Origin of the sequence: Pseudomonas monsensis (genome assembly GCF_014268495.2) — a bacterium.
GTDB lineage: Bacteria > Pseudomonadota > Gammaproteobacteria > Pseudomonadales > Pseudomonadaceae > Aquipseudomonas > Aquipseudomonas monsensis.
This window is the reverse complement of record NZ_CP077087.1, coordinates 208,237-229,946: the sequence shown is the minus strand read 5'-3', so window position 1 is coordinate 229,946 and position 21,710 is coordinate 208,237. Positions and strand designations below refer to the sequence as shown.

The window sequence follows — 21,710 nt, the reverse complement described above, 5'->3', positions numbered from 1 at the left end:
CCAGAATCAGCTGATTACAGACGCATCGGCATGACAACGTAAGCCGAGTCGTCATTGTCGGACTCTTGCACCAGCGCACTGCTGTTGGAGTCGGACAGGATCAAGCGAACCTGCTCAGTGGTCATCACGCCCAGCACGTCGAGCAAGTAGCTCACGTTGAAGCCGATTTCCAGCGAGCCGCCGTTGTATTCAACGCCCACTTCTTCTTCCGCTTCTTCCTGCTCCGGGTTGTTGGCCTGGATCTTCAACTGACCGCTGGCCAGTTGCAAACGGATGCCACGGTACTTCTCGTTGGACAGAATCGCAGTACGGCTGAACGCTTCACGCAGGGCCTGACGATCGCCCAGTACCAGCTTGTCGCCACCTTTGGGCAGTACACGCTCGTAGTCCGGGAATTTGCCGTCAACCAGTTTCGAAGTGAAGGTGAACTCACCGGTGGTGGCGCGGATGTGGTGCTGGCCGAGCACGATGCTGACATTGCCATCAGGCTCGGTAAGCAGACGGGCCAGTTCGAGAATACCTTTGCGCGGCACGATCACCTGGTGGCGATCCGGCTGACCGATATCGGCCTGCATCGAGCACATCGCCAGACGGTGACCGTCGGTGGCCACGGCGCGAATCACACCCGCCGAAACTTCCAGCAACATGCCGTTGAGGTAATAACGCACGTCCTGCTGGGCCATGGCGAAGCTGGTGCGTTCGATCAGACGACGCAGTTTGCTCTGCTCCAGGCTGCAGGTCAGCGAGCCCGGACCTTCTTCAACGGTCGGGAAGTCGTTGGCGGGCAGGGTCGACAGGGTGAAGCGGCTACGACCGGCCTTCACCACCAGCTTCTGCTCGTCGACCTTGATGTCGATCAGCGCATCGTTGGGCAGGCTTTTGCAGATGTCCATCAGCTTGCGCGCAGGCACGGTGATGGAGCCTGTTTCAGCCGGCTCTTCAAGTTGCACACGACCGACCAGCTCGACTTCCAGGTCGGTACCGGTCAGCGACAGTTGCTGGCCTTCGACAACCAGCAGCACGTTGGAGAGTACCGGCAAGGTCTGTCGGCGCTCGACGACGCCTGCGACCAGTTGCAGGGGTTTCAACAGGGCTTCGCGTTGAATGGTGAAATGCATGGTCTAGTCCCTTGCCTTAATAAGCTGCGCTGGTGTTCATCAAGTGGTCAGTGTACGCAGCAGGTTCTTGTAGTCCTCGCGGATGTCCGCGTCGGATTCCTTAAGTTCGTTGATCTTGCGGCAGGCGTGCAACACGGTCGTGTGGTCGCGGCCGCCAAACACATCGCCGATTTCCGGCAGGCTGTGGTTGGTCAGTTCCTTGGACAATGCCATGGCCACCTGACGCGGACGAGCCACCGAGCGCGAACGGCGCTTGGACAGCAGGTCGGAGATCTTGATCTTGTAGTATTCGGCGACAGTGCGCTGAATGTTATCCACAGAGACCAGTTTGTCCTGCAACGCCAACAGGTCTTTCAGGGATTCGCGAATCAGCTCGATGGTGATGTCACGACCCATGAAGTGCGAGTGGGCAATCACGCGTTTCAGCGCGCCTTCCAGCTCACGGACGTTGGAGCGAATGCGCTGGGCAATGAAGAACGCGGCATCGTGCGGCAACTCGACTTTGGCCTGGTCGGCTTTCTTCATCAAGATCGCGACACGGGTTTCCAGCTCAGGCGGCTCGACAGCAACGGTCAGGCCCCAGCCGAAGCGGGATTTGAGGCGCTCTTCAAGGCCTTCGATTTCTTTCGGGTAGCGGTCACTGGTGAGAATGACCTGCTGGCCACCTTCAAGCAGCGCGTTGAAGGTGTGGAAAAACTCTTCCTGCGAGCGCTCTTTGCGAGCGAAGAACTGAATATCGTCGATCAGCAAAGCATCCACCGAACGGTAGAAACGCTTGAACTCGTTGATCGCGTTCAGTTGCAGCGCCTTGACCATGTCGGCCACGAAGCGCTCCGAATGCAGGTACACAACCTTGGCATTCGGGTTCTTCTTTAATAGATGGTTACCCACCGCGTGCATCAAGTGGGTTTTACCCAGGCCGACGCCACCATAAAGGAACAGCGGGTTGTAGCCGTGCTTCGGGTTATCCGCCACCTGCCAGGCCGCTGCGCGGGCGAGCTGGTTGGATTTACCTTCGACGAAGTTTTCGAAGGTAAAGGTGCGGTTCAGGTAACTGGTGTGCTTGAGCGCGCCTTCGACCTGCACGGTGCGCTGTTCGGCGCGAACCGGAGCCTGCTGCGACGCGGCACCGGCCATCGGATCGAAGCTGTCGCGGGACGGCTCTTCACTGACTTCGGCGCTTTTCTGCGTGGAGCGCTTGGCCGCAGCTGGGGCGGGTGCAGGGGCTGGCGCGCTGACCGGAGCGGCATTCGCCTGCGCCTGGGAAACCTGCGCGGCGGCCAATGGTGCATTCGGCGCGGCCCGGGGTGCCGAGCTGCGCTTGCTGCCTATTAATAAGGAAAGCGCGGGCGCCATGCCATTGCCATGCTCATCCAGCAGTTCAAGGACACGGCCGAGGTACTTTTCGTTGACCCAGTCCAGCACGAAACGGTTCGGTGCGTAGACGCGCAACTCGTCGCCTTCGGCTTCGACCTGTAGTGGACGGATCCAGGTGTTGAATTGTTGGGCAGGCAGCTCATCGCGCAAAAGCTCCACGCACTGCTGCCAAAGTTCCACTGACACGGATATCCCCTAAGTTGAAAGCCGGTGAGGCAAAAACAAGCGGCCATTGTAGCGGCGAGCCGTCCACTTATCCACATGCAGGTGGCCTGCCGATCATGATTTATCAATGCGTTAACCACTAAAAAGGCGACCAACGGTGTGTGAATAAGCTCTGTGGATAACCGCCTCTGAGGGCACTGGACAACTGGGGGCGAAACTCGGTGGATAACCTGCCTGTGGATAACAGCCCTTTCCACACACAGGTTATCCGACAGCGCAGCACAGGCTGAACACGGTTTTCCACTGTAGTTGTCATTCTCTGTACATCACGTCGTACAAGGGCTTATGGCACTTATCCACAGAAGGAGGCGGGTCTAGCTTTTATAAGCTTTACAGAAAAGCTTTAAATAATTCCCTTCTTTATTTTTATGTATGGCGAACACGCGTTCCCGAAGAAACGCTCCGGAGATCTATTTATAAGGAAACGTTGGTTGGAAATTGACCTGAAGGCTTGCTTTCTCTAGAATCCCCGGTCTCTTAAAACGGGGGCCATTCCGGCCCGTTGTGGACGAACCAGGTAACACGACATGAAACGTACTTTCCAACCAAGCACTATCAAACGCGCTCGTACCCACGGTTTCCGTGCTCGCATGGCTACCAAGAACGGTCGTGCCGTCCTGTCGCGTCGTCGCGCCAAAGGTCGTGCGCGTCTGGCAGTTTGATAATCCGGCACTGGAGGTGAGTCAGGACTTCAGTCGGGAAAAGCGTTTGCTTACTCCCCGGCATTTCAAGGCAGTCTTTGACTCCCCTACCGGCAAGGTTCCGGGGAAAAATCTCCTGCTCCTTGCACGCAACAACGATCTTGATCACCCCCGTCTTGGGCTGGTTATCGGGAAAAAGAGCGTAAAGCTCTCCGTTGAGCGCAATCGCCTCAAACGTCTGATGCGCGAATCGTTCCGTCTGCACCAGGATTCACTGGTTGGCTGGGACATCGTTATCGTCGCGCGCAAAGGTTTGGGTGATGTAGAAAACCCCGAATTGATTCAGCATTTCGGCAAACTCTGGAAGCGTCTGGCTCGTAACAAGCCGGTTCCGGCAGTCAAAACCGAAACTGTAGGGGTAGACAGTCCAGATGCGTAAACTGGCCCTCGTTCCGATCCAGTTTTACCGCTACGCCATTAGTCCCCTGATGGCCGACCACTGTCGTTTCTACCCCAGTTGTTCCTGCTACGCGTTAGAAGCCATCGAAAATCATGGCCTTCTGCGCGGTGGCTGGCTGACCTTTCGTCGTTTAGGTCGCTGTCATCCGTGGAATCCCGGTGGTTATGACCCGGTTCCACCTATCCCTACCTCCCGTTCTTCTTCGATGGCCGAGTAATCATGGATATCAAACGCACGATCCTGATCGTCGCCCTGGCAATCGTGTCCTACGTTATGGTTCTTAAATGGAACCAGGACTATGGCCAGGCTGCCCTGCCGACTCAGAATGTTGCTTCCAGTACGACTACATCCGGTTTGCCGGACACCGCCACTGGCAATAACACTGCCGCCAGTGACGACATTCCGCGCGCCGCTAGCGATACCAGCGCACCTGCCGAAACTCCGGTAGCCGCCAGCAAGGATCTGATCCAGATCAAAACCGACGTGCTCGATCTGGCGATCGATCCACAGGGTGGTGACGTTGCTCAACTGACCTTGCCTCTGTATCCACGTCGTCAGGATCGTCCTGATGTGCCGTTCCAGCTGTTCGATAACGGCGGCGAACGTGTTTATCTGGCACAAAGCGGTCTGATCGGTACCAACGGCCCGGATGCAAATCCTGCCGGTCGTCCGGTTTACTCCTCGGAGAAGAAGACTTATCAACTGGCTGACGGTCAGGACCAACTGGTCGTCGACCTGAAATTCAGCAAGGACGGCGTCAACTACATCAAGCGTTTCACCTTGAAACGCGGCCTGTATGACGTAGCCGTTTCCTACATTGTGGATAACCAGAGCGCACAGCCCTGGAGCGGCGCAATGTTTGCCCAGCTGAAGCGCGATAACAGCGCTGATCCTTCGTCCACAACCGCTACTGGCACCGCGACTTACCTGGGCGCTGCACTGTGGACAAGTTCGGAGCCGTACAAGAAAGTGTCCATGAAGGACATGGACAAGGCGCAGCTGAAAGAAACCGTCACCGGTGGCTGGGTCGCCTGGCTGCAACATTACTTCGTGACAGCCTGGATTCCGGCCAAGGGCGAAAACAACATCGTCCAGACCCGTAAAGACAGCAAAGGCAACTACATCATCGGTTACACCGGTCCTACGCTGACCGCTGCTCCGGGTGCCAAAGTTGAAACCAGCGCTGTGCTGTACGCCGGTCCGAAAAGCCAGGCGGTGTTGAAAGAGTTGTCCCCAGGTCTGGAACTGACCGTCGACTACGGCATTCTGTGGTTCATTGCCCAGCCAATCTTCTGGCTGCTGCAACACATCCACGCCATTGTCGGTAACTGGGGCTGGTCGATCATCTTCCTGACCATGCTGATCAAGGGTCTGTTCTTCCCTCTGTCGGCTGCCAGCTACAAGTCGATGGCGCGCATGCGTGCCGTTGCGCCGAAACTGGCGGCTCTGAAAGAGCAACATGGCGATGACCGGCAGAAAATGTCGCAAGCCATGATGGAGCTGTACAAGAAAGAGAAGATCAATCCACTGGGCGGCTGCTTGCCGATCCTCGTGCAGATGCCGGTTTTCCTTTCGCTGTACTGGGTTCTGCTGGAAAGCGTGGAAATGCGCCAGGCGCCGTTCATGCTGTGGATCACTGACCTGTCGATCAAGGATCCGTTCTTCATTCTGCCGATCATCATGGGTGCAACCATGTTCATCCAGCAGCAGCTGAACCCGACTCCGCCGGATCCGATGCAGGCGAAGGTCATGAAAATGATGCCAATCATCTTCACCTTCTTCTTCCTGTGGTTCCCTGCAGGTCTGGTGCTGTACTGGGTTGTGAACAACTGCCTGTCGATTGCACAACAGTGGTACATCACGCGTAAGATCGAAGCGGCGACGAAAAAAGCCGAGGCGTAACTTGCACTGTGGATAACACCACTCAAAACGCCCCCTAGTGGGGCGTTTTGCTATCTGCCACTTTTGTCTGGATTCCGGTTTATGAGCACACCTCGTGAAACCATCGCCGCTGTCGCCACCGCTCAAGGTCGTGGCGGTGTGGGCATCGTCCGTATTTCCGGGCCGTTGGCCAGTGTTGCAGCGAAAGCCATCAGCGGCCGAGAACTGAAACCGCGTTATGCCCATTACGGGCCGTTTTTCAGTGACGACCAACAGGTGCTCGATGAAGGCCTGGCGCTGTATTTTCCCGGCCCGAACTCGTTCACCGGCGAAGACGTGCTGGAACTGCAGGGCCACGGTGGCCCTATCGTTCTCGACATGTTGCTCAAGCGTTGCCTGGAACTGGGTTGTCGTCTGGCTCGCCCGGGCGAATTCAGTGAGCGAGCATTCCTCAATGACAAACTCGACCTGGCCCAGGCCGAAGCGATTGCCGACCTGATCGAGGCGAGTTCTGCACAGGCAGCACGCAATGCTCTGCGTTCCTTGCAAGGAGCGTTCTCCCAGCGTGTGCATAACCTGACCGAGCAGTTGATCAGCCTGCGAATCTATGTCGAAGCGGCCATCGACTTTCCGGAAGAAGAAATCGACTTCCTTGCCGATGGCCATGTGCTGAGCATGCTCGACAAGGTACGCGACGAATTATCCACAGTGCTGCGCGAAGCCGGGCAGGGCGCATTGCTGCGCGATGGCATGACCGTAGTGATCGCCGGCCGACCGAATGCCGGCAAGTCCAGCCTGTTGAATGCTTTGGCGGGGCGTGAAGCTGCGATCGTCACCGAGATCGCCGGCACCACGCGGGACATTCTGCGCGAACATATCCACATCGACGGCATGCCGTTGCATGTGGTGGATACCGCTGGTCTGCGCGATACGGACGATCAGGTGGAAAAGATCGGCGTGGAACGTGCGCTCAAGGCCATCACAGAAGCCGATCGAGTGTTGTTGGTCGTCGATGCGACAGCGCCGGAAGCAGCAGATCCGTTTGCCCTGTGGCCGGAGTTCCTCGAAACCCGGCCCGATCCGGCGAAAGTGACCCTGATCCGCAACAAGGCGGACCTGACGGGCGAAGCGATTGCCCTGGAAGTCAGCGAGGATGGCCACGTCACCATCAGCCTCAGCGCCAAATCGGCGGGTGAGGGGCTGGAATTGCTGCGCGAACACCTCAAAGCCTGCATGGGCTACGAACAGACCTCGGAAAGCAGTTTCAGCGCACGCCGCCGGCATCTGGAAGCGCTGCGCCACGCCAGTGCAGCGCTGGAACACGGTCGCGCACAATTGACGCTGGCCGGGGCCGGTGAACTGTTGGCTGAAGATTTGCGTCAGGCACAGCACGCTCTGGGTGAAATCACCGGGGCATTCAGTTCGGATGATTTGCTTGGAAGGATCTTCTCCAGCTTCTGCATCGGCAAATAACCCTCCTGCTATTCACAGACAGGTCCGTTCGCGACCTGTCTGCTTCCCTCCTTTTTAAATTCCTTCCACGAGTGCCGGGCAGATTTTTCCGCCCTGAGCGGTTTTCCGCTGCCCGCTGTCTCCTCGTTCATCAGATTTCTGTGGATTAAGCTCTGTGAATAACTGCCACTGAGGTCAGTTGATAACAGGGCCTCAAAACTGGATATAACCCGCCCTGTGGATAACCACCTCATTCATCCACAGGCTTACACCGGTTATCCAAGGGCCTCATGGGCACATGACCACAGAGTTTTGAATCTCTGTACATACTGAAAATAAAGGCCTGTAGAGATCTATCCACAGAAAGGATGGGCAGTAAGAATAAACATAAAAACAAAGGTTTTATAAATTTCTCTCTTTTTTATTCTTTTAACTTCGAGTTCTCCACAGCTGGTTAAATTTTGTGCAAAGGGTTCTTTAGGAAGGGCGAAGTCCCTATACTTGTCGACCAGGTCCAGAAACCTGATCTCAAACTATTCCTGAATGACCTAATTAAGCAGGCACGAGGTGCGTGGTGGATTTCCCTTCCCGTTTTGAAGTGATCGTCATCGGCGGCGGTCATGCCGGTACCGAGGCAGCACTGGCCTCAGCACGTATGGGGGCAAAAACCCTGTTGCTGACGCATAACGTGGAAACCCTCGGTGCCATGAGCTGCAACCCGGCTATCGGTGGCATCGGCAAAAGCCATCTGGTCAAGGAAATCGACGCCCTTGGCGGCGCGATGGCCATGGCGACCGACCTGGGCGGCATCCAGTTTCGCGTGTTGAACAGCCGTAAAGGCCCGGCCGTGCGTGCAACCCGTGCACAGGCTGACCGGATTCTTTACAAGGCCGCTGTCCGCGAGATCCTGGAGAACCAGCCGAACCTGTGGATATTTCAACAGGCTGCTGACGACCTGATCGTCGAGCAGGAACAAGTGCGTGGTGTTGTCACGCAAATGGGTCTGCGGTTCTTCGCCGATTCCGTGGTGTTGACCACCGGTACTTTCCTCGGTGGACTTATCCACATCGGTTTGCAGAATTTTTCCGGCGGTCGCGCCGGTGATCCGCCGTCGATTGCCCTGGCTCATCGTCTGCGTGAACTGCCCTTGCGAGTCGGGCGGCTGAAAACCGGTACGCCGCCGCGTATTGATGGCAAATCTGTGGATTTCTCGGTGATGACCGAGCAACCGGGTGATACACCGATCCCGGTGATGTCGTTCATGGGCAACAAGCAACAGCATCCGCGTCAGGTCAGTTGCTGGATTACCCACACCAACGCCCGTACCCACGAAATCATCGCGGCGAACCTCGACCGTTCGCCGATGTATTCGGCTGCCGGCGAGATTGAAGGCATCGGCCCGCGTTACTGCCCGTCGATCGAAGACAAGATTCACCGCTTTGCCGACAAGGAAAGCCATCAGGTGTTCATCGAACCGGAAGGTCTGACCACCCATGAGCTGTATCCGAACGGGATATCCACAAGCTTGCCATTCGACGTGCAATTGCAGATCGTGCAATCGATCCGCGGCATGGAAAACGCGCACATCGTGCGTCCGGGTTATGCGATCGAGTACGACTACTTCGATCCGCGCGACCTGAAGTACAGTCTGGAAACCAAAGTCATCGGCGGTCTGTTCTTCGCCGGGCAGATCAACGGCACCACCGGCTACGAAGAGGCCGGTGCACAAGGTCTGCTCGCCGGCGCCAACGCTGCATTGCGTGCGCAGGGCAAAGAAGCCTGGTGTCCGCGTCGCGATGAAGCGTACATCGGCGTGTTGGTCGACGACCTGATCACCCTCGGTACCCAAGAGCCGTACCGTATGTTCACGTCCCGTGCCGAATACCGTCTGATTCTGCGTGAGGACAACGCCGACCTGCGTCTGACCGAAAAAGGTCGCGAGCTCGGCTTGGTCGATGACGCTCGCTGGGCGGCCTTCTGCAAGAAACGCGAAAGCATCGAACTTGAAGAGCAGCGCTTGAAAAGCACCTGGGTACGCCCGGGCACGCAGCAGGGCGATGCGATTGCCGAAAAATTCGGCACGCCGCTGACTCACGAATACAACTTGCTCAACCTCTTGAGTCGTCCGGAAATCGACTACGCTGGTCTGGTCGAAGTGACTGGCAACGGTGCCGAAGATCCACAGGTCGCCGAGCAGGTTGAGATCAAGACCAAATACGCCGGTTACATCGACCGTCAACAGGACGAAATCGCCCGTCTGCGCGCCAGCGAAGACACGAAACTGCCTGTGGATATCGACTACACCAACATTTCCGGTCTCTCCAAGGAGATCCAGAGCAAGCTGGGCGCGACGCGTCCGGAGACGCTCGGTCAGGCTTCGCGGATTCCGGGCGTGACCCCGGCAGCGATTTCGCTGTTGATGATTCATTTGAAAAAACGCGGCGCGGGCCGTCAGTTGGAGCAAAGCGCTTGAGTTCTAAGGTCACTTCGCAACACGCCGAAGAGTTATCCACAGGAGCCCGCGCGCTCGGTGTCAATCTCACTGAAACCCAGCACGAATTGCTGCTGGGTTATCTGGCCCTGTTGATCAAATGGAACCAGGCCTACAACCTGACTGCCGTGCGCGACCCGGACGAAATGGTTTCGCGGCACTTGCTCGACAGTCTGAGCGTGATGTCGTTCATCGAAAACGGCCGCTGGCTTGACGTCGGCAGCGGCGGCGGCATGCCGGGGATTCCGTTGGCGATCCTGTATCCGGACGCGCAAGTCACCTGTCTGGACAGCAACGGCAAGAAAACCCGCTTCCTGACCCAGGTCAAACTCGAACTCAAACTGGATAACCTGCAAGTTATCCACAGTCGCGTCGAAGCGTTCCAGCCTGCGCAGCCGTTCAACGGGATCATTTCCCGGGCGTTCAGCAGCATGGAAAACTTCACCAACTGGACTCGCCACCTCGGCGATGCCGATACACGCTGGCTGGCAATGAAGGGCGTTCATCCGGCCGATGAGCTGGTAGCATTGCCGGCAGACTTCAAACTCGATAGCGAACACGCCCTGGCCGTACCCGGTTGCCAAGGCCAACGCCATCTGCTGATACTGCGCCGCACGGCATGATTGGGAACACAAGCAAGAATGGCTAAGGTATTCGCGATAGCGAACCAGAAGGGTGGTGTGGGCAAGACCACCACCTGTATCAACCTCGCAGCATCCCTGGTCGCCACCAAGCGCCGGGTGCTGTTGATCGATCTCGATCCACAGGGCAACGCCACCATGGGTAGCGGTGTGGATAAACATGGCCTGGAAAACTCGGTCTACGACCTGCTGATCGGCGAATGCGATCTGGCCCAGGCCATGCACTATTCCGAACACGGCGGTTATCAACTGCTGCCGGCCAACCGTGATTTGACGGCGGCCGAAGTGGTGCTGCTGGAAATGCAGATGAAGGAAAGCCGTCTGCGCAGCGCGCTGGCGCCGATCCGCGAAAACTACGATTACATTCTGATCGACTGTCCGCCGTCGCTGTCGATGCTCACGCTGAACGCACTGGTTGCCGCCGATGGGGTGATTATCCCCATGCAGTGCGAGTACTTTGCGCTCGAGGGTTTGAGCGACCTTGTGGATAACATCAAGCGCATCGCTGAACTGCTGAACCCGAACCTGAAAGTCGAGGGCCTGCTGCGGACCATGTACGACCCGCGCCTGAGCCTGATGAACGATGTGTCGGCGCAGCTCAAGGAACACTTCGGCGAGCAGCTCTACGACACGGTGATCCCGCGCAACATTCGCCTGGCCGAAGCGCCGAGCTACGGCATGCCGGCGCTGGCCTACGACAAGCAATCGCGCGGCGCCCTGGCCTACCTGGCCCTGGCCGGCGAGATGGTTCGTCGTCAGCGCAAAAATTCACGCATCGCCGCTGCCCAGCCAACTTAAGGAATCCCCATGGCCGTCAAGAAACGAGGTCTCGGACGTGGACTGGATGCACTGCTGAGTGGTCCGACCGTCAGCGCGCTGGAAGAACAAGCGGCGCAGGCCGATACCCGTGAGTTGCAACACTTGCCGCTGGACTTGCTCCAGCGCGGCAAATACCAGCCACGTCGGGACATGGACCCGCAGGCGCTGGAAGAACTGGCGTCGTCGATCAAGGCACAAGGCGTCATGCAGCCGATCGTGGTGCGCCCGATTGGCGGTGGCCGCTTTGAGATCATCGCCGGTGAGCGCCGCTGGCGTGCCAGCCAGCAGGCCGGGCAGGAAACCATCCCGGCCATGGTCCGCGATGTGCCGGATGAAACCGCGATCGCCATTGCGCTGATCGAAAACATCCAGCGCGAAGATCTCAATCCCATCGAAGAAGCGGTTGCCCTGCAGCGCCTGCAGCAGGAATTCCAGCTCACTCAGCAGCAAGTCGCCGAGGCTGTGGGTAAGTCCCGCGTCACTGTGGCTAACCTGTTGCGGCTTATTGCGCTGCCGGAAGTGATCAAGACCATGCTGTCCCACGGCGACCTGGAAATGGGCCACGCTCGTGCATTGCTCGGTCTGCCGGACAATCAGCAGGTCGAGGGGGCGCGACATGTTGTCGCACGCGGCCTGACCGTGCGCCAAACCGAGGCACTGGTTCGCCAGTGGCTGAGTGGTAAACCGGAGCCAGTGGAAGCGGCCAAACCCGACCCGGATATCGCCCGCCTCGAGCAGCGTCTGGCCGAGCGCCTAGGCTCTGCGGTGCAGATTCGCCACGGAAAGAAGGGAAAGGGTCAGTTGGTCATCGGTTATAACTCCCTCGATGAGCTCCAAGGTGTGCTCGCACACATCCGCTGAAACATTTCCTCATGTAGCGCGCAGTCGGAAATCACTACCTGACAGTTGAATAGGGGCAGAACCGCCCCTATACTCTGCGCGCATTTTGTCGGCACAAATTATGCCAAGTTATTGAATTTCGGCAGCCGACCATTGGAGAGCAATTGTGATGGAAACCCGCAAGCCAAACCGCCTGCCGTTCCATCGCCTGGCGGTTTTTCCGGTGTTGATGGCTCAGTTTGTCGTTTTGCTCATTGCCGCTTTGGCGCTCTGGCAATGGCATGGAGTCGTTGCCGGATACTCGGGACTTTGCGGAGGCCTGATAGCCTTGCTGCCCAATGTTTATTTCGCTCACAGGGCATTTCGGTTTTCCGGCGCCCGAGCAGCCCAGTCCATCGTCCGGTCTTTTTATGCCGGCGAGGCAGGCAAACTGATTTTGACGGCAGTGCTCTTTGCACTGGTGTTTGCAGGTGTGAAGCCATTGGCGCCGATCGCAGTATTCGGCGCGTTCGTGCTGACTCAGTCGGTCAGCTGGTTCGCTCCCCTGCTGATGAGAACAAGACTTTCGAGACCTTAGGGCGTTTGAGGCAACCATGGCAGAAACAACCGCTTCGGGCTATATCCAGCACCACTTGCAGAACCTGACCTTCGGTCAGCTACCTAACGGCGGCTGGGGCTTTGCCCATACCGCAGCAGAAGCCAAGGAAATGGGCTTCTGGGCTTTCCACGTCGATACCCTCGGCTGGTCGGTCGCGTTGGGTCTGATCTTCGTTCTTCTTTTCCGCATGGCGGCAAAGAAAGCGACTTCGGGTCAGCCAGGTGCTTTGCAGAACTTCGTTGAAGTATTGGTCGAATTCGTCGATGGCAGCGTGAAAGACAGCTTCCATGGCCGTAGCCCGGTGATCGCACCGCTGGCACTGACCATCTTCGTCTGGGTGTTCCTGATGAACGCCGTCGACCTGGTACCGGTCGACTGGATTCCTCAGCTGGCCATCCTGATCTCCGGCGACCACCACATCCCGTTCCGCGCCGTGTCGACTACCGACCCGAACGCGACCCTGGGCATGGCCTTCTCGGTTTTCGCCCTGATCATTTTCTACAGCATCAAGGTCAAGGGCCTCGGCGGCTTCATCGGCGAGCTGACCCTGCACCCGTTCGGCAGCAAGAACATCTTCGTTCAGGCTCTGCTGATCCCGGTGAACTTCCTGCTGGAATTCGTGACCCTGATCGCCAAGCCGATCTCTCTGGCTCTGCGTCTGTTCGGCAACATGTATGCCGGCGAGCTGGTGTTCATTCTGATCGCTGTGATGTTCGGCAGCGGCCTGCTCTGGCTGAGCGGCCTGGGCGTTGTTCTGCAGTGGGCGTGGGCGGTGTTCCACATCCTGATCATCACGCTGCAGGCGTTCATCTTCATGATGCTGACCATCGTCTACCTGTCGATGGCGCACGAAGAAAACCATTAAGACCAGTCTCGACTAGTCTGATGTCCTTCCCGGTCAAACGGGAAGGGGCTCTTCACAGGGCACCTGAAACGATTTGTTTTACCGCTTTAATCTAAAAAACCTAAACCATACGACGTAAAAGTCGGGAGGAAAGATGGAAACTGTAGTTGGTCTAACCGCTATCGCTGTTGCACTGTTGATCGGCCTGGGCGCACTGGGTACCGCAATTGGTTTCGGCCTGCTGGGCGGCAAGTTCCTGGAAGGCGCAGCGCGTCAGCCAGAAATGGTTCCAATGCTGCAAGTTAAAATGTTCATCGTTGCCGGTCTGCTCGACGCCGTAACCATGATCGGTGTTGGTATCGCTCTGTTCTTCACCTTTGCGAACCCGTTCGTTGGTCAAATCGCTGGCTAATCATTCGGATTTTCCGAGTGATTTGGTGTGATGGACAACGTAACTGCGAGGTGTTGGCGTGAACATTAATGCGACCCTGATTGGCCAGTCCGTTGCGTTCCTGATTTTTGTACTGTTCTGCATGAAGTTCGTATGGCCTCCGGTCATCGCAGCTCTGCACGAACGTCAAAAGAAGATCGCTGATGGTCTGGACGCTGCCAGCCGTGCAGCTCGCGACCTGGAGTTGGCCCAAGAAAAAGCGGGTCAGCAACTGCGCGAAGCGAAAGCTCAGGCAGCTGAAATCATCGAGCAAGCCAAGAAACGCGGTAACCAGATTGTCGAAGAGGCCGTTGAAAAGGCCCGTGTCGACGCTGACCGTGTGAAGGTTCAGGCTCAAGCCGAGATCGAACAGGAACTGAACAGTGTCAAAGACAAGCTGCGCGCCCAAGTGGGCTTGCTGGCTGTCGGCGGCGCCGAGAAGATCCTGGGTGCCACAATCGATCAAAACGCGCACGCAGAGCTGGTTAACCAACTGGCTGCTGAAATCTAAGCGAGGGCGATCATGGCAGAACTGACCACGTTGGCCCGACCTTACGCTAAGGCGGCCTTCGAGCACGCTCAGGCCCACCAGCAACTGGCCAATTGGTCAGCCATGCTCGGCCTGGCTGCAGCGGTGTCGCAAGACGACACCATGCAGCGCGTGCTCAAGGCCCCGCGACTGACGAGCGCAGAAAAGGCCGCCACGTTTATTGACGTGTGCGGCGACAAGTTTGATGCCAAGGCACAGAACTTCATCAATGTCGTTGCCGAAAACGACCGTCTCCCGCTTCTGCCGGAGATTGCCGCTCTTTTCGACCTGTACAAGGCCGAACAAGAGAAGTCGGTAGACGTTGAAGTGACCAGTGCTTTTGCATTGAACCAAGAACAGCAAGACAAACTCGCCAAGGTTCTCAGTGCACGACTCAACCGGGAAGTGCGCCTGCAAGTTGCGGAGGATGCTGCCCTTATAGGTGGTGTCGTTATCCGCGCCGGCGACCTGGTTATCGATGGCTCGATTCGCGGCAAAATCGCGAAACTTGCCGAAGCATTGAAATCTTGAGTTTGAAGGGGCAGCAGAGCAATGCAGCAACTCAATCCTTCCGAAATAAGTGAAATTATCAAGGGCCGCATCGACAAGCTCGATGTGACCTCCCAAGCCCGTAACGAAGGCACTGTCGTCAGCGTATCTGACGGTATCGTGCGGATTCACGGTCTGGCCGACGTCATGTACGGCGAGATGATCGAGTTTCCGGGCGGCGTCTACGGTATGGCCCTCAACCTGGAGCAAGACTCCGTAGGTGCCGTTGTACTGGGCGCTTACCAGTCTCTGGCTGAAGGCATGAGCGCCAAGTGCACCGGCCGCATCCTCGAAGTTCCGGTTGGTAAGGAACTGCTGGGTCGCGTAGTCGACGCACTGGGTAACCCTGTTGACGGCAAAGGTCCACTGGGCAACACCTTGACCGACGCGGTCGAGAAAGTTGCTCCGGGCGTGATCTGGCGTAAGTCGGTAGACCAGCCTGTACAGACTGGCTACAAGGCTGTCGATGCCATGATCCCTGTCGGCCGTGGCCAGCGTGAGCTGATCATCGGTGACCGTCAGATCGGTAAAACCGCTCTGGCGATCGACGCGATCATCAACCAGAAAGACAGCGGCATTTTCTGCGTCTACGTAGCCATCGGTCAGAAACAATCGACCATCGCCAACGTGGTTCGCAAGCTGGAAGAAAACGGCGCCCTGGCCAACACGATCATCGTGGCTGCCAGTGCTTCGGAATCTCCTGCGCTGCAATTCCTGGCACCGTACTCCGGTTGCACCATGGGTGAATTCTTCCGCGACCGCGGTGAAGACGCGCTGATCGTTTATGACGATCTGTCCAAGCAAGCAGTGGCTTACCGCCAGATTTCCCTGCTGCTGCGCCGTCCACCAGGCCGTGAAGCTTACCCAGGCGACGTGTTCTATCTCCACTCCCGTCTGCTGGAGCGCGCATCCCGCGTTTCGGAAGAATACGTAGAGAAGTTCACCAACGGCGCAGTGACCGGCAAAACCGGTTCCCTGACCGCACTGCCGATCATCGAAACCCAGGCTGGCGACGTTTCCGCGTTCGTTCCGACCAACGTGATTTCCATCACCGACGGTCAGATCTTCCTGGAATCGGCCATGTTCAACTCGGGCATCCGCCCTGCAGTGAACGCCGGTGTTTCGGTATCCCGTGTGGGTGGTGCCGCTCAGACCAAGATCATCAAGAAGCTGTCCGGTGGTATCCGTACCGCTCTGGCTCAGTACCGTGAACTGGCGGCATTCGCCCAGTTCGCTTCTGACCTGGACGAAGCGACCCGCAAGCAACTTGAGCATGGTCAGCGCGTTACCGAGCTGATGAAGCAGAAGCAATACGCACCAATGTCGATCGCTGACATGGCGCTGTCGCTGTATGCCGCTGAGCGTGGGTTCCTGACTGACGTTGAAATCGCCAAGATCGGCAGCTTCGAACAAGCGCTGATTGCTTTCTTCAACCGCGATCACGCCGATTTGATGGCGAAGATCAACGTTAAAGGTGACTTCAATGACGAAATCGACGCTGGCATGAAAGCCGGTATCGAGAAGTTCAAGGCCACCCAAACCTGGTAAGCCGCAGCGGGAGCCGCGAGGCTCCCGCTTGCTAACCTGATAGGTGTTACATGGCAGGCGCAAAAGAGATTCGCAGTAAGATTGCGAGCATCAAAAGCACGCAAAAGATTACCAGCGCCATGGAAAAAGTGGCGGTCAGCAAAATGCGCAAGGCACAAATGCGCATGGCTGCTAGCCGTCCTTATGCGGAACGTATCCGCCAGGTAATTGGGCATCTGGCCAACGCCAACCCGGAATACCGCCACCCGTTCATGATCGACCGCGCCATCAAGCGTGTCGGTTATGTCGTTGTGAGCAGTGACCGTGGTTTGTGCGGCGGCTTGAACACCAACCTGTTCAAGGCCCTGGTCAAGGACATGGCGGTAAACCGCGAAAACGGCGTCGAGATTGATCTGTGTGTCGTTGGTAGCAAGGGTGCGGCCTTTTTCCGCAACTTCGGCGGTAACGTCGTTGCAGCTATCAGCCACCTGGGTGAAGAGCCGTCGATCAATGATCTGATCGGCAGCGTCAAGGTGATGCTGGATGCCTACCTGGACGGCCGTATTGACCGCCTGTCCGTGGTATCCAACAAGTTCATCAACACCATGACGCAGCAGCCTACCGTGGAGCAGTTGATTCCACTGGTGGCTACCCCGGATCAGGATCTCAAGCACCACTGGGACTATCTCTACGAACCGGATGCCAAAGAGCTGCTTGACGGCTTGATGGTCCGCTACGTTGAGTCGCAGGTCTACCAGGCGGTGGTCGAGAACAACGCGGCTGAACAAGCTGCGCGGATGATCGCGATGAAGAACGCTACCGACAACGCCGGTGATTTGATCAGCGATTTGCAGCTGATCTACAACAAGGCGCGTCAGGCTGCGATCACCCAAGAGATCTCGGAAATCGTCGGCGGCGCTGCCGCGGTTTAACGGTTCAAATATTCAGAGGATCCAGCTATGAGTAGCGGACGTATCGTTCAAATCATCGGCGCCGTTATCGACGTGGAATTTCCACGCGACAGCGTACCGAGCATCTACAACGCGCTGACTGTACAAAGCGCGGCCGCAACCACTCTGGAAGTTCAGCAGCAGCTGGGCGACGGCGTGGTTCGCACCATTGCGATGGGTTCCACCGAGGGCTTGAAGCGCGGTCTGGAAGTTACCGACTCTGGCGCAGCCATCTCCGTACCGGTCGGTAAAGCGACCCTGGGCCGGATCATGGACGTCCTCGGCAACCCGATCGACGAAGCTGGCCCGATCGACACCGAAGAGCGTTGGGGCATTCACCGTCCAGCGCCTTCGTTCGCTGAGCAAGCAGGCGGCAACGACCTGCTGGAAACCGGCATCAAGGTTATCGACCTGGTTTGCCCGTTCGCCAAAGGCGGTAAAGTCGGTCTGTTCGGTGGTGCCGGTGTAGGCAAAACCGTAAACATGATGGAACTGATCCGTAACATCGCCATTGAGCACAGCGGTTATTCCGTGTTCGCCGGTGTGGGTGAGCGTACTCGTGAGGGTAACGACTTCTACCACGAGATGAAGGACTCCAACGTTCTGGACAAAGTGGCACTGGTTTACGGTCAGATGAACGAGCCGCCGGGAAACCGTCTGCGCGTAGCTCTGACCGGCCTGACCATGGCCGAGAAGTTCCGTGACGAAGGTAACGACGTTCTGCTGTTCGTCGACAACATCTATCGTTACACCCTGGCCGGTACCGAAGTATCCGCACTGCTGGGCCGTATGCCTTCGGCAGTAGGTTACCAGCCGACCCTGGCTGAAGAGATGGGCGTTCTGCAAGAACGTATCACTTCGACCAAGGAAGGTTCGATCACCTCGATCCAAGCGGTATACGTACCTGCGGACGACTTGACCGACCCGTCGCCAGCGACCACCTTCGCCCACTTGGACGCCACCGTCGTTCTGTCCCGTGACATCGCTTCCCTGGGTATCTACCCAGCGGTAGATCCACTGGATTCGACTTCGCGCCAGCTGGACCCGAACGTAATCGGCCAGGACCACTACGACACCGCTCGCGGCGTTCAGTACGTTCTGCAACGTTACAAAGAGCTGAAGGACATCATCGCGATCCTGGGTATGGACGAGCTGTCGGAAGCCGACAAGCAGTTGGTAAACCGTGCTCGTAAGATCCAGCGCTTCTTGTCGCAGCCGTTCTTCGTGGCTGAAGTCTTCACCGGTGCATCGGGTAAATACGTTTCCCTGAAAGACACCATTGCTGGCTTCAAAGGCATCCTCAACGGTGACTACGACCACCTGCCAGAACAAGCGTTCTACATGGTTGGCGGCATCGAAGAAGCGATCGAGAAAGCCAAGAAACTGTAATCCCGGCGCCCGGCAACGGGCGCTAATTTAGGTTGAGGCAATCAGATGGCTATGACAGTCCATTGCGATATCGTCAGCGCGGAAGGGGAAATCTTTTCCGGCCTGGTCGAGATGGTGATTGCGCACGGTGCACTGGGTGATCTTGGTATCGCTCTGGGTCACGCGCCGCTGATCACTAATCTGAAGCCAGGTCCGATCCGCCTGATCAAGCAAGGCGGGGAAGCCGAGGTGTTCTACATCTCCGGTGGTTTCCTCGAGGTTCAGCCGAACATGGTCAAGGTGCTTGCCGATACCGTGCAACGTGCCGCCGACCTGGATGAAGCTCAGGCTCAAGCAGCTCTCAAGGCTGCCGAGGCTGCTCTGCACGAGAAGAGCGCAGATTTCGATTACGGAGCTGCGTCCGCACGTCTGGCCGAGGCTGCAGCTCAGCTGCGCACCGTCCAGCAGATCCGCAAGAAGTTTGGCGGTTAATCCGTCAGCCGCTTGTTGTGCGATTGATAAAAAAGGGTAGCCTCGGCTACCCTTTTTTCTTTTCCGAATTCCCAGAACCCGGTCGCAGTTGCTGACCACCCAGGATTGGTAGCCAGTCATGTCTCTCGAAATCGTTATCCTCGCGGCCGGTCAAGGCACCCGCATGCGTTCGGCGCTGCCCAAGGTGCTGCACCCGATTGCCGGCAACTCCATGCTGGGGCATGTTATCCACAGCGCCCGGCAACTCGATCCACAGCGCATCCATGTGGTCATCGGCCATGGTGCCGATGTGGTCCGTGAGCGTCTGGCCGCCGACGATCTGAATTTTGTCCTGCAGGACAAGCAACTGGGTACCGGTCATGCCACCGCGCAGGCGGTGCCGTTCATCAGCGCGGATACCGTGCTGATTCTGTACGGTGACGTGCCGCTGATCGAAGTCGAAACCCTGCAACGTCTGCTCAAGCACGTCGTGCCTGGACAGATGGGCTTGCTCACCGTCGAACTGGATGACCCGACCGGTTACGGCCGTATCGTGCGGGACGCCGACGGCAAGGTGGCGGCCATCGTTGAGCACAAGGATGCCAGCGAAGCGCAGCGCGCGATCACTGAAGGCAACACCGGCATCCTCGCCGTGCCGGCCAACCGTCTGGCCGACTGGATGAGTCGACTGTCGAACAACAATGCCCAAGGCGAGTATTACCTGACCGACGTGATCGAAATGGCGGTCAGCGATGGTCTGGTCGTGGCCACCGAACAACCGCACGACCCGATGGAAGTGCAGGGCGCCAACGACCGCAGGCAACTGGCCGAGCTGGAGCGTCATTACCAGTTGCGCGCTGGCCGTCGGTTGATGGCCCAAGGCGTGACGCTGCGCGACCCGGCGCGCTTCGATGTGCGTGGCGAAGTGACCGTCGGTCGCGACGTGCTGATCGACATCAACGTGATCCTCGAAGGCAACGTTGTCATCGAAGACGATGTGGTGATCGGCCCGAACTGCGTGATCAAGGACAGCACCCTGCGCAAAGGCGTGGTGATCAAGGCCAATAGTCATATCGAAGGTGCTGTTATGGGCGAGGGCAGTGATGCCGGCCCGTTTGCACGTCTGCGTCCAGGCACCGTGCTCGAAGCGCGCGCGCATGTGGGTAACTTTGTCGAACTGAAAAATGCCCACATGGGCGAGGGCGCCAAGGCCGGTCACCTGACCTATCTGGGTGATGCCGAAATCGGTGCACGCACCAACATCGGCGCCGGCACCATCACCTGCAATTACGACGGCGCCAACAAGTGGAAAACCGTGTTGGGTGCCGATGTGTTCATCGGCTCCAATAACTCGTTGGTCGCGCCTGTGGATATCTCTGACGGTGCAACCACTGCTGCCGGTTCGACGATTACCCAAAATGTGGATAACGCGCAGTTGGCGGTCGGTCGTGCTCGCCAGAGGAACATCGACGGCTGGAAGCGGCCGGAGAAGATCAAGAAAAGCTGAGTTATACACAGGCCGTTCGAGTGCCATCGCGGGCAAGCCCGCTCCCACAGGATTCGTGTTGAAGGACAGATCTTCAAACACAGCGAATCCAGGTGGGAGCGGGCTTGCCCGCAATGCTTTTATCCACAGAATATTTATTGAGTGCCTGCTTGACGATTCAGGGCCGATAGGTTTTGATTGCTTCCGTTATCTTTCGAATCGAAACTTATATCGCCATGTCGAAACGCAACACGCCCCAGCGCCGTCACAACATCCTCGCCTTGCTCAACGAGCAGGGCGAAGTCAGTGTGGACGAATTGGCCAAGCGCTTCGAAACCTCAGAAGTTACGATTCGCAAGGATCTGGCCGCACTGGAGAGCCACGGCTTGTTGCTTCGTCGTTATGGCGGGGCGATCACCATGCCGCAAGAGCTGGTGGCAGAAACTGCCCAGAGCGTTTCCAAATACAAACAGGCGATTGCCCGGGCGGCGGTCAAGCGCATTCGCGAACACGCACGCATCATCATCGACAGCGGCAGTACCACCGCCGCGATGATCCCCGAACTCGGCCAGCAGCCGGGTCTGGTGGTCATGACCAATTCCCTCCACGTTGCCAACGCCTTGAGTGAACTCGAGCACGAGCCGGTGCTGTTGATGACCGGCGGCACCTGGGATCCGCATTCGGAGTCCTTTCAGGGCCAGGTCGCCGAGCAGGTACTACGCTCTTACGACTTCGACCAGTTGTTCATCGGCGCCGACGGTATTGATCTGGTACGCGGCACGACGACCTTCAATGAACTGCTGGGGCTGAGCCGGGTAATGGCGGAAGTGGCGCGGGAAGTCATCGTGATGGTCGAGGCCGACAAGATCGGTCGCAAGATCCCCAATCTGGAGCTGCCCTGGAGCAGCGTCCATACCCTAATTACCGATGATCGCCTGCCTAACGATGCACGCGATCAGATTCAGGCCCGCGGTATCACCGTGATTTGCGCGGCTGTCAGTCAGGAGAAATAA

The 21,710-nt window shown here is 57.5% G+C and carries 22 protein-coding genes; 20 read left to right on the top strand and 2 right to left on the bottom strand.

The annotated features are described in order from the left end of the window. Window positions 1–14: 14 nt before the first annotated feature. Together dnaN and dnaA are read right to left on the bottom strand one after the other, a co-directional pair. Entirely contained in the window at window positions 15–1,118 is a 1,104-nt protein-coding gene (gene dnaN, locus HV782_RS01030; protein WP_016772390.1) for a DNA polymerase III subunit beta, read from the bottom strand. Window positions 1,119–1,157: 39 nt separating this feature from the next. Next, on the bottom strand, window positions 1,158–2,681 hold the full coding sequence (gene dnaA / locus HV782_RS01025) for a chromosomal replication initiator protein DnaA (RefSeq protein WP_186743775.1): 1,524 nt from the start codon (window positions 2,679–2,681) through the stop codon (window positions 1,158–1,160). Between the two features lie 566 nt (window positions 2,682–3,247). Here dnaA and rpmH point away from each other — a divergent pair. From rpmH to HV782_RS00925, 20 genes are all read left to right on the top strand, one after another. Further along, window positions 3,248–3,382, top strand: coding sequence for a 50S ribosomal protein L34 (rpmH, locus tag HV782_RS01020; protein WP_003213577.1), 135 nt, complete (start codon window positions 3,248–3,250; stop codon window positions 3,380–3,382). Between the two features lie 16 nt (window positions 3,383–3,398). Beyond that, the gene (gene rnpA, locus HV782_RS01015; RefSeq protein WP_011336726.1) at window positions 3,399–3,800 is read left to right on the top strand and encodes a ribonuclease P protein component; all 402 of its coding nucleotides are present in this window, start codon (window positions 3,399–3,401) and stop codon (window positions 3,798–3,800) included. Beyond that, window positions 3,793–4,038: a membrane protein insertion efficiency factor YidD gene (yidD, locus tag HV782_RS01010; RefSeq protein ID WP_010565858.1), complete on the top strand. Its 246-nt coding sequence runs from the start codon at window positions 3,793–3,795 to the stop codon at window positions 4,036–4,038. The genes rnpA and yidD overlap by 8 nt, the downstream gene beginning before the upstream one ends. Before the next feature lie 2 nt (window positions 4,039–4,040). After that, window positions 4,041–5,723, top strand: a complete 1,683-nt coding sequence (yidC, locus tag HV782_RS01005; RefSeq protein WP_123470098.1) for a membrane protein insertase YidC — start codon at window positions 4,041–4,043, stop codon at window positions 5,721–5,723. Between the two features lie 81 nt (window positions 5,724–5,804). Continuing rightward, window positions 5,805–7,175, top strand: coding sequence for a tRNA uridine-5-carboxymethylaminomethyl(34) synthesis GTPase MnmE (gene mnmE, locus HV782_RS01000; RefSeq protein ID WP_123470096.1), 1,371 nt, complete (start codon window positions 5,805–5,807; stop codon window positions 7,173–7,175). A gap of 553 nt (window positions 7,176–7,728) precedes the next feature. Continuing rightward, window positions 7,729–9,627 carry a tRNA uridine-5-carboxymethylaminomethyl(34) synthesis enzyme MnmG gene (gene mnmG / locus HV782_RS00995; protein WP_186743778.1) on the top strand — a complete coding sequence of 633 codons (1,899 nt, stop codon included), beginning with the start codon at window positions 7,729–7,731 and terminating at the stop codon, window positions 9,625–9,627. After that, window positions 9,624–10,268, top strand: coding sequence for a 16S rRNA (guanine(527)-N(7))-methyltransferase RsmG (rsmG, locus tag HV782_RS00990; protein WP_122842119.1), 645 nt, complete (start codon window positions 9,624–9,626; stop codon window positions 10,266–10,268). The genes mnmG and rsmG overlap by 4 nt, the downstream gene beginning before the upstream one ends. 18 nt (window positions 10,269–10,286) lie before the next feature. After that, window positions 10,287–11,084, top strand: a complete 798-nt coding sequence (locus HV782_RS00985; protein WP_003229787.1) for a ParA family protein — start codon at window positions 10,287–10,289, stop codon at window positions 11,082–11,084. Between the two features lie 9 nt (window positions 11,085–11,093). After that, entirely contained in the window at window positions 11,094–11,966 is an 873-nt protein-coding gene (locus HV782_RS00980) for a ParB/RepB/Spo0J family partition protein (protein ID WP_041073587.1), read from the top strand. A 148-nt stretch (window positions 11,967–12,114) separates the two neighbouring features. Beyond that, window positions 12,115–12,522: a F0F1 ATP synthase subunit I gene (locus HV782_RS00975; protein ID WP_123470093.1), complete on the top strand. Its 408-nt coding sequence runs from the start codon at window positions 12,115–12,117 to the stop codon at window positions 12,520–12,522. A 16-nt stretch (window positions 12,523–12,538) separates the two neighbouring features. Further along, entirely contained in the window at window positions 12,539–13,408 is an 870-nt protein-coding gene (gene atpB, locus HV782_RS00970) for a F0F1 ATP synthase subunit A (protein ID WP_007954148.1), read from the top strand. 133 nt (window positions 13,409–13,541) lie between these two features. Then, on the top strand, window positions 13,542–13,799 hold the full coding sequence (atpE, locus tag HV782_RS00965; RefSeq protein WP_003097235.1) for a F0F1 ATP synthase subunit C: 258 nt from the start codon (window positions 13,542–13,544) through the stop codon (window positions 13,797–13,799). 58 nt (window positions 13,800–13,857) lie between these two features. Then, complete coding sequence (locus HV782_RS00960; RefSeq protein WP_007954149.1) at window positions 13,858–14,328, top strand: F0F1 ATP synthase subunit B; 471 nt, start codon at window positions 13,858–13,860, stop codon at window positions 14,326–14,328. Between the two features lie 12 nt (window positions 14,329–14,340). Next, window positions 14,341–14,877, top strand: a complete 537-nt coding sequence (locus HV782_RS00955) for a F0F1 ATP synthase subunit delta (RefSeq protein ID WP_007911956.1) — start codon at window positions 14,341–14,343, stop codon at window positions 14,875–14,877. A gap of 21 nt (window positions 14,878–14,898) precedes the next feature. Beyond that, on the top strand, window positions 14,899–16,443 hold the full coding sequence (gene atpA / locus HV782_RS00950) for a F0F1 ATP synthase subunit alpha (RefSeq protein WP_123470091.1): 1,545 nt from the start codon (window positions 14,899–14,901) through the stop codon (window positions 16,441–16,443). Between the two features lie 50 nt (window positions 16,444–16,493). Then, a complete protein-coding gene (gene atpG / locus HV782_RS00945; RefSeq protein WP_008084419.1) occupies window positions 16,494–17,354 on the top strand; it encodes a F0F1 ATP synthase subunit gamma in 861 nt (286 codons plus the stop codon). Between the two features lie 27 nt (window positions 17,355–17,381). Next, window positions 17,382–18,761 carry a F0F1 ATP synthase subunit beta gene (gene atpD / locus HV782_RS00940; protein ID WP_025112247.1) on the top strand — a complete coding sequence of 460 codons (1,380 nt, stop codon included), beginning with the start codon at window positions 17,382–17,384 and terminating at the stop codon, window positions 18,759–18,761. A 45-nt stretch (window positions 18,762–18,806) separates the two neighbouring features. After that, window positions 18,807–19,232: a F0F1 ATP synthase subunit epsilon gene (locus tag HV782_RS00935; RefSeq protein WP_007954164.1), complete on the top strand. Its 426-nt coding sequence runs from the start codon at window positions 18,807–18,809 to the stop codon at window positions 19,230–19,232. Window positions 19,233–19,350: 118 nt separating this feature from the next. Next, a complete protein-coding gene (gene glmU / locus HV782_RS00930; protein WP_186743780.1) occupies window positions 19,351–20,718 on the top strand; it encodes a bifunctional UDP-N-acetylglucosamine diphosphorylase/glucosamine-1-phosphate N-acetyltransferase GlmU in 1,368 nt (455 codons plus the stop codon). Between the two features lie 215 nt (window positions 20,719–20,933). Beyond that, entirely contained in the window at window positions 20,934–21,710 is a 777-nt protein-coding gene (locus HV782_RS00925) for a DeoR/GlpR family DNA-binding transcription regulator (RefSeq protein ID WP_123470087.1), read from the top strand.

What these genes read in the sequence shown, in the direction of transcription:
- dnaN (WP_016772390.1), bottom strand. Translation starts at nt 1,118, where the DNA reads ATGCATTTCACCATTCAACGCGAAGCCCTGTTGAAACCCCTGCAACTG.
- rpmH (WP_003213577.1), top strand. Translation starts at nt 3,248, where the DNA reads ATGAAACGTACTTTCCAACCAAGCACTATCAAACGCGCTCGTACCCAC.
- yidD (WP_010565858.1), top strand. Translation starts at nt 3,793, where the DNA reads ATGCGTAAACTGGCCCTCGTTCCGATCCAGTTTTACCGCTACGCCATT.
- yidC (WP_123470098.1), top strand. Translation starts at nt 4,041, where the DNA reads ATGGATATCAAACGCACGATCCTGATCGTCGCCCTGGCAATCGTGTCC.
- mnmE (WP_123470096.1), top strand. Translation starts at nt 5,805, where the DNA reads ATGAGCACACCTCGTGAAACCATCGCCGCTGTCGCCACCGCTCAAGGT.
- HV782_RS00985 (WP_003229787.1), top strand. Translation starts at nt 10,287, where the DNA reads ATGGCTAAGGTATTCGCGATAGCGAACCAGAAGGGTGGTGTGGGCAAG.
- HV782_RS00980 (WP_041073587.1), top strand. Translation starts at nt 11,094, where the DNA reads ATGGCCGTCAAGAAACGAGGTCTCGGACGTGGACTGGATGCACTGCTG.
- HV782_RS00975 (WP_123470093.1), top strand. Translation starts at nt 12,115, where the DNA reads ATGGAAACCCGCAAGCCAAACCGCCTGCCGTTCCATCGCCTGGCGGTT.
- atpB (WP_007954148.1), top strand. Translation starts at nt 12,539, where the DNA reads ATGGCAGAAACAACCGCTTCGGGCTATATCCAGCACCACTTGCAGAAC.
- atpE (WP_003097235.1), top strand. Translation starts at nt 13,542, where the DNA reads ATGGAAACTGTAGTTGGTCTAACCGCTATCGCTGTTGCACTGTTGATC.
- HV782_RS00955 (WP_007911956.1), top strand. Translation starts at nt 14,341, where the DNA reads ATGGCAGAACTGACCACGTTGGCCCGACCTTACGCTAAGGCGGCCTTC.
- atpA (WP_123470091.1), top strand. Translation starts at nt 14,899, where the DNA reads ATGCAGCAACTCAATCCTTCCGAAATAAGTGAAATTATCAAGGGCCGC.
- atpG (WP_008084419.1), top strand. Translation starts at nt 16,494, where the DNA reads ATGGCAGGCGCAAAAGAGATTCGCAGTAAGATTGCGAGCATCAAAAGC.
- atpD (WP_025112247.1), top strand. Translation starts at nt 17,382, where the DNA reads ATGAGTAGCGGACGTATCGTTCAAATCATCGGCGCCGTTATCGACGTG.
- HV782_RS00935 (WP_007954164.1), top strand. Translation starts at nt 18,807, where the DNA reads ATGGCTATGACAGTCCATTGCGATATCGTCAGCGCGGAAGGGGAAATC.
- glmU (WP_186743780.1), top strand. Translation starts at nt 19,351, where the DNA reads ATGTCTCTCGAAATCGTTATCCTCGCGGCCGGTCAAGGCACCCGCATG.
- HV782_RS00925 (WP_123470087.1), top strand. Translation starts at nt 20,934, where the DNA reads ATGTCGAAACGCAACACGCCCCAGCGCCGTCACAACATCCTCGCCTTG.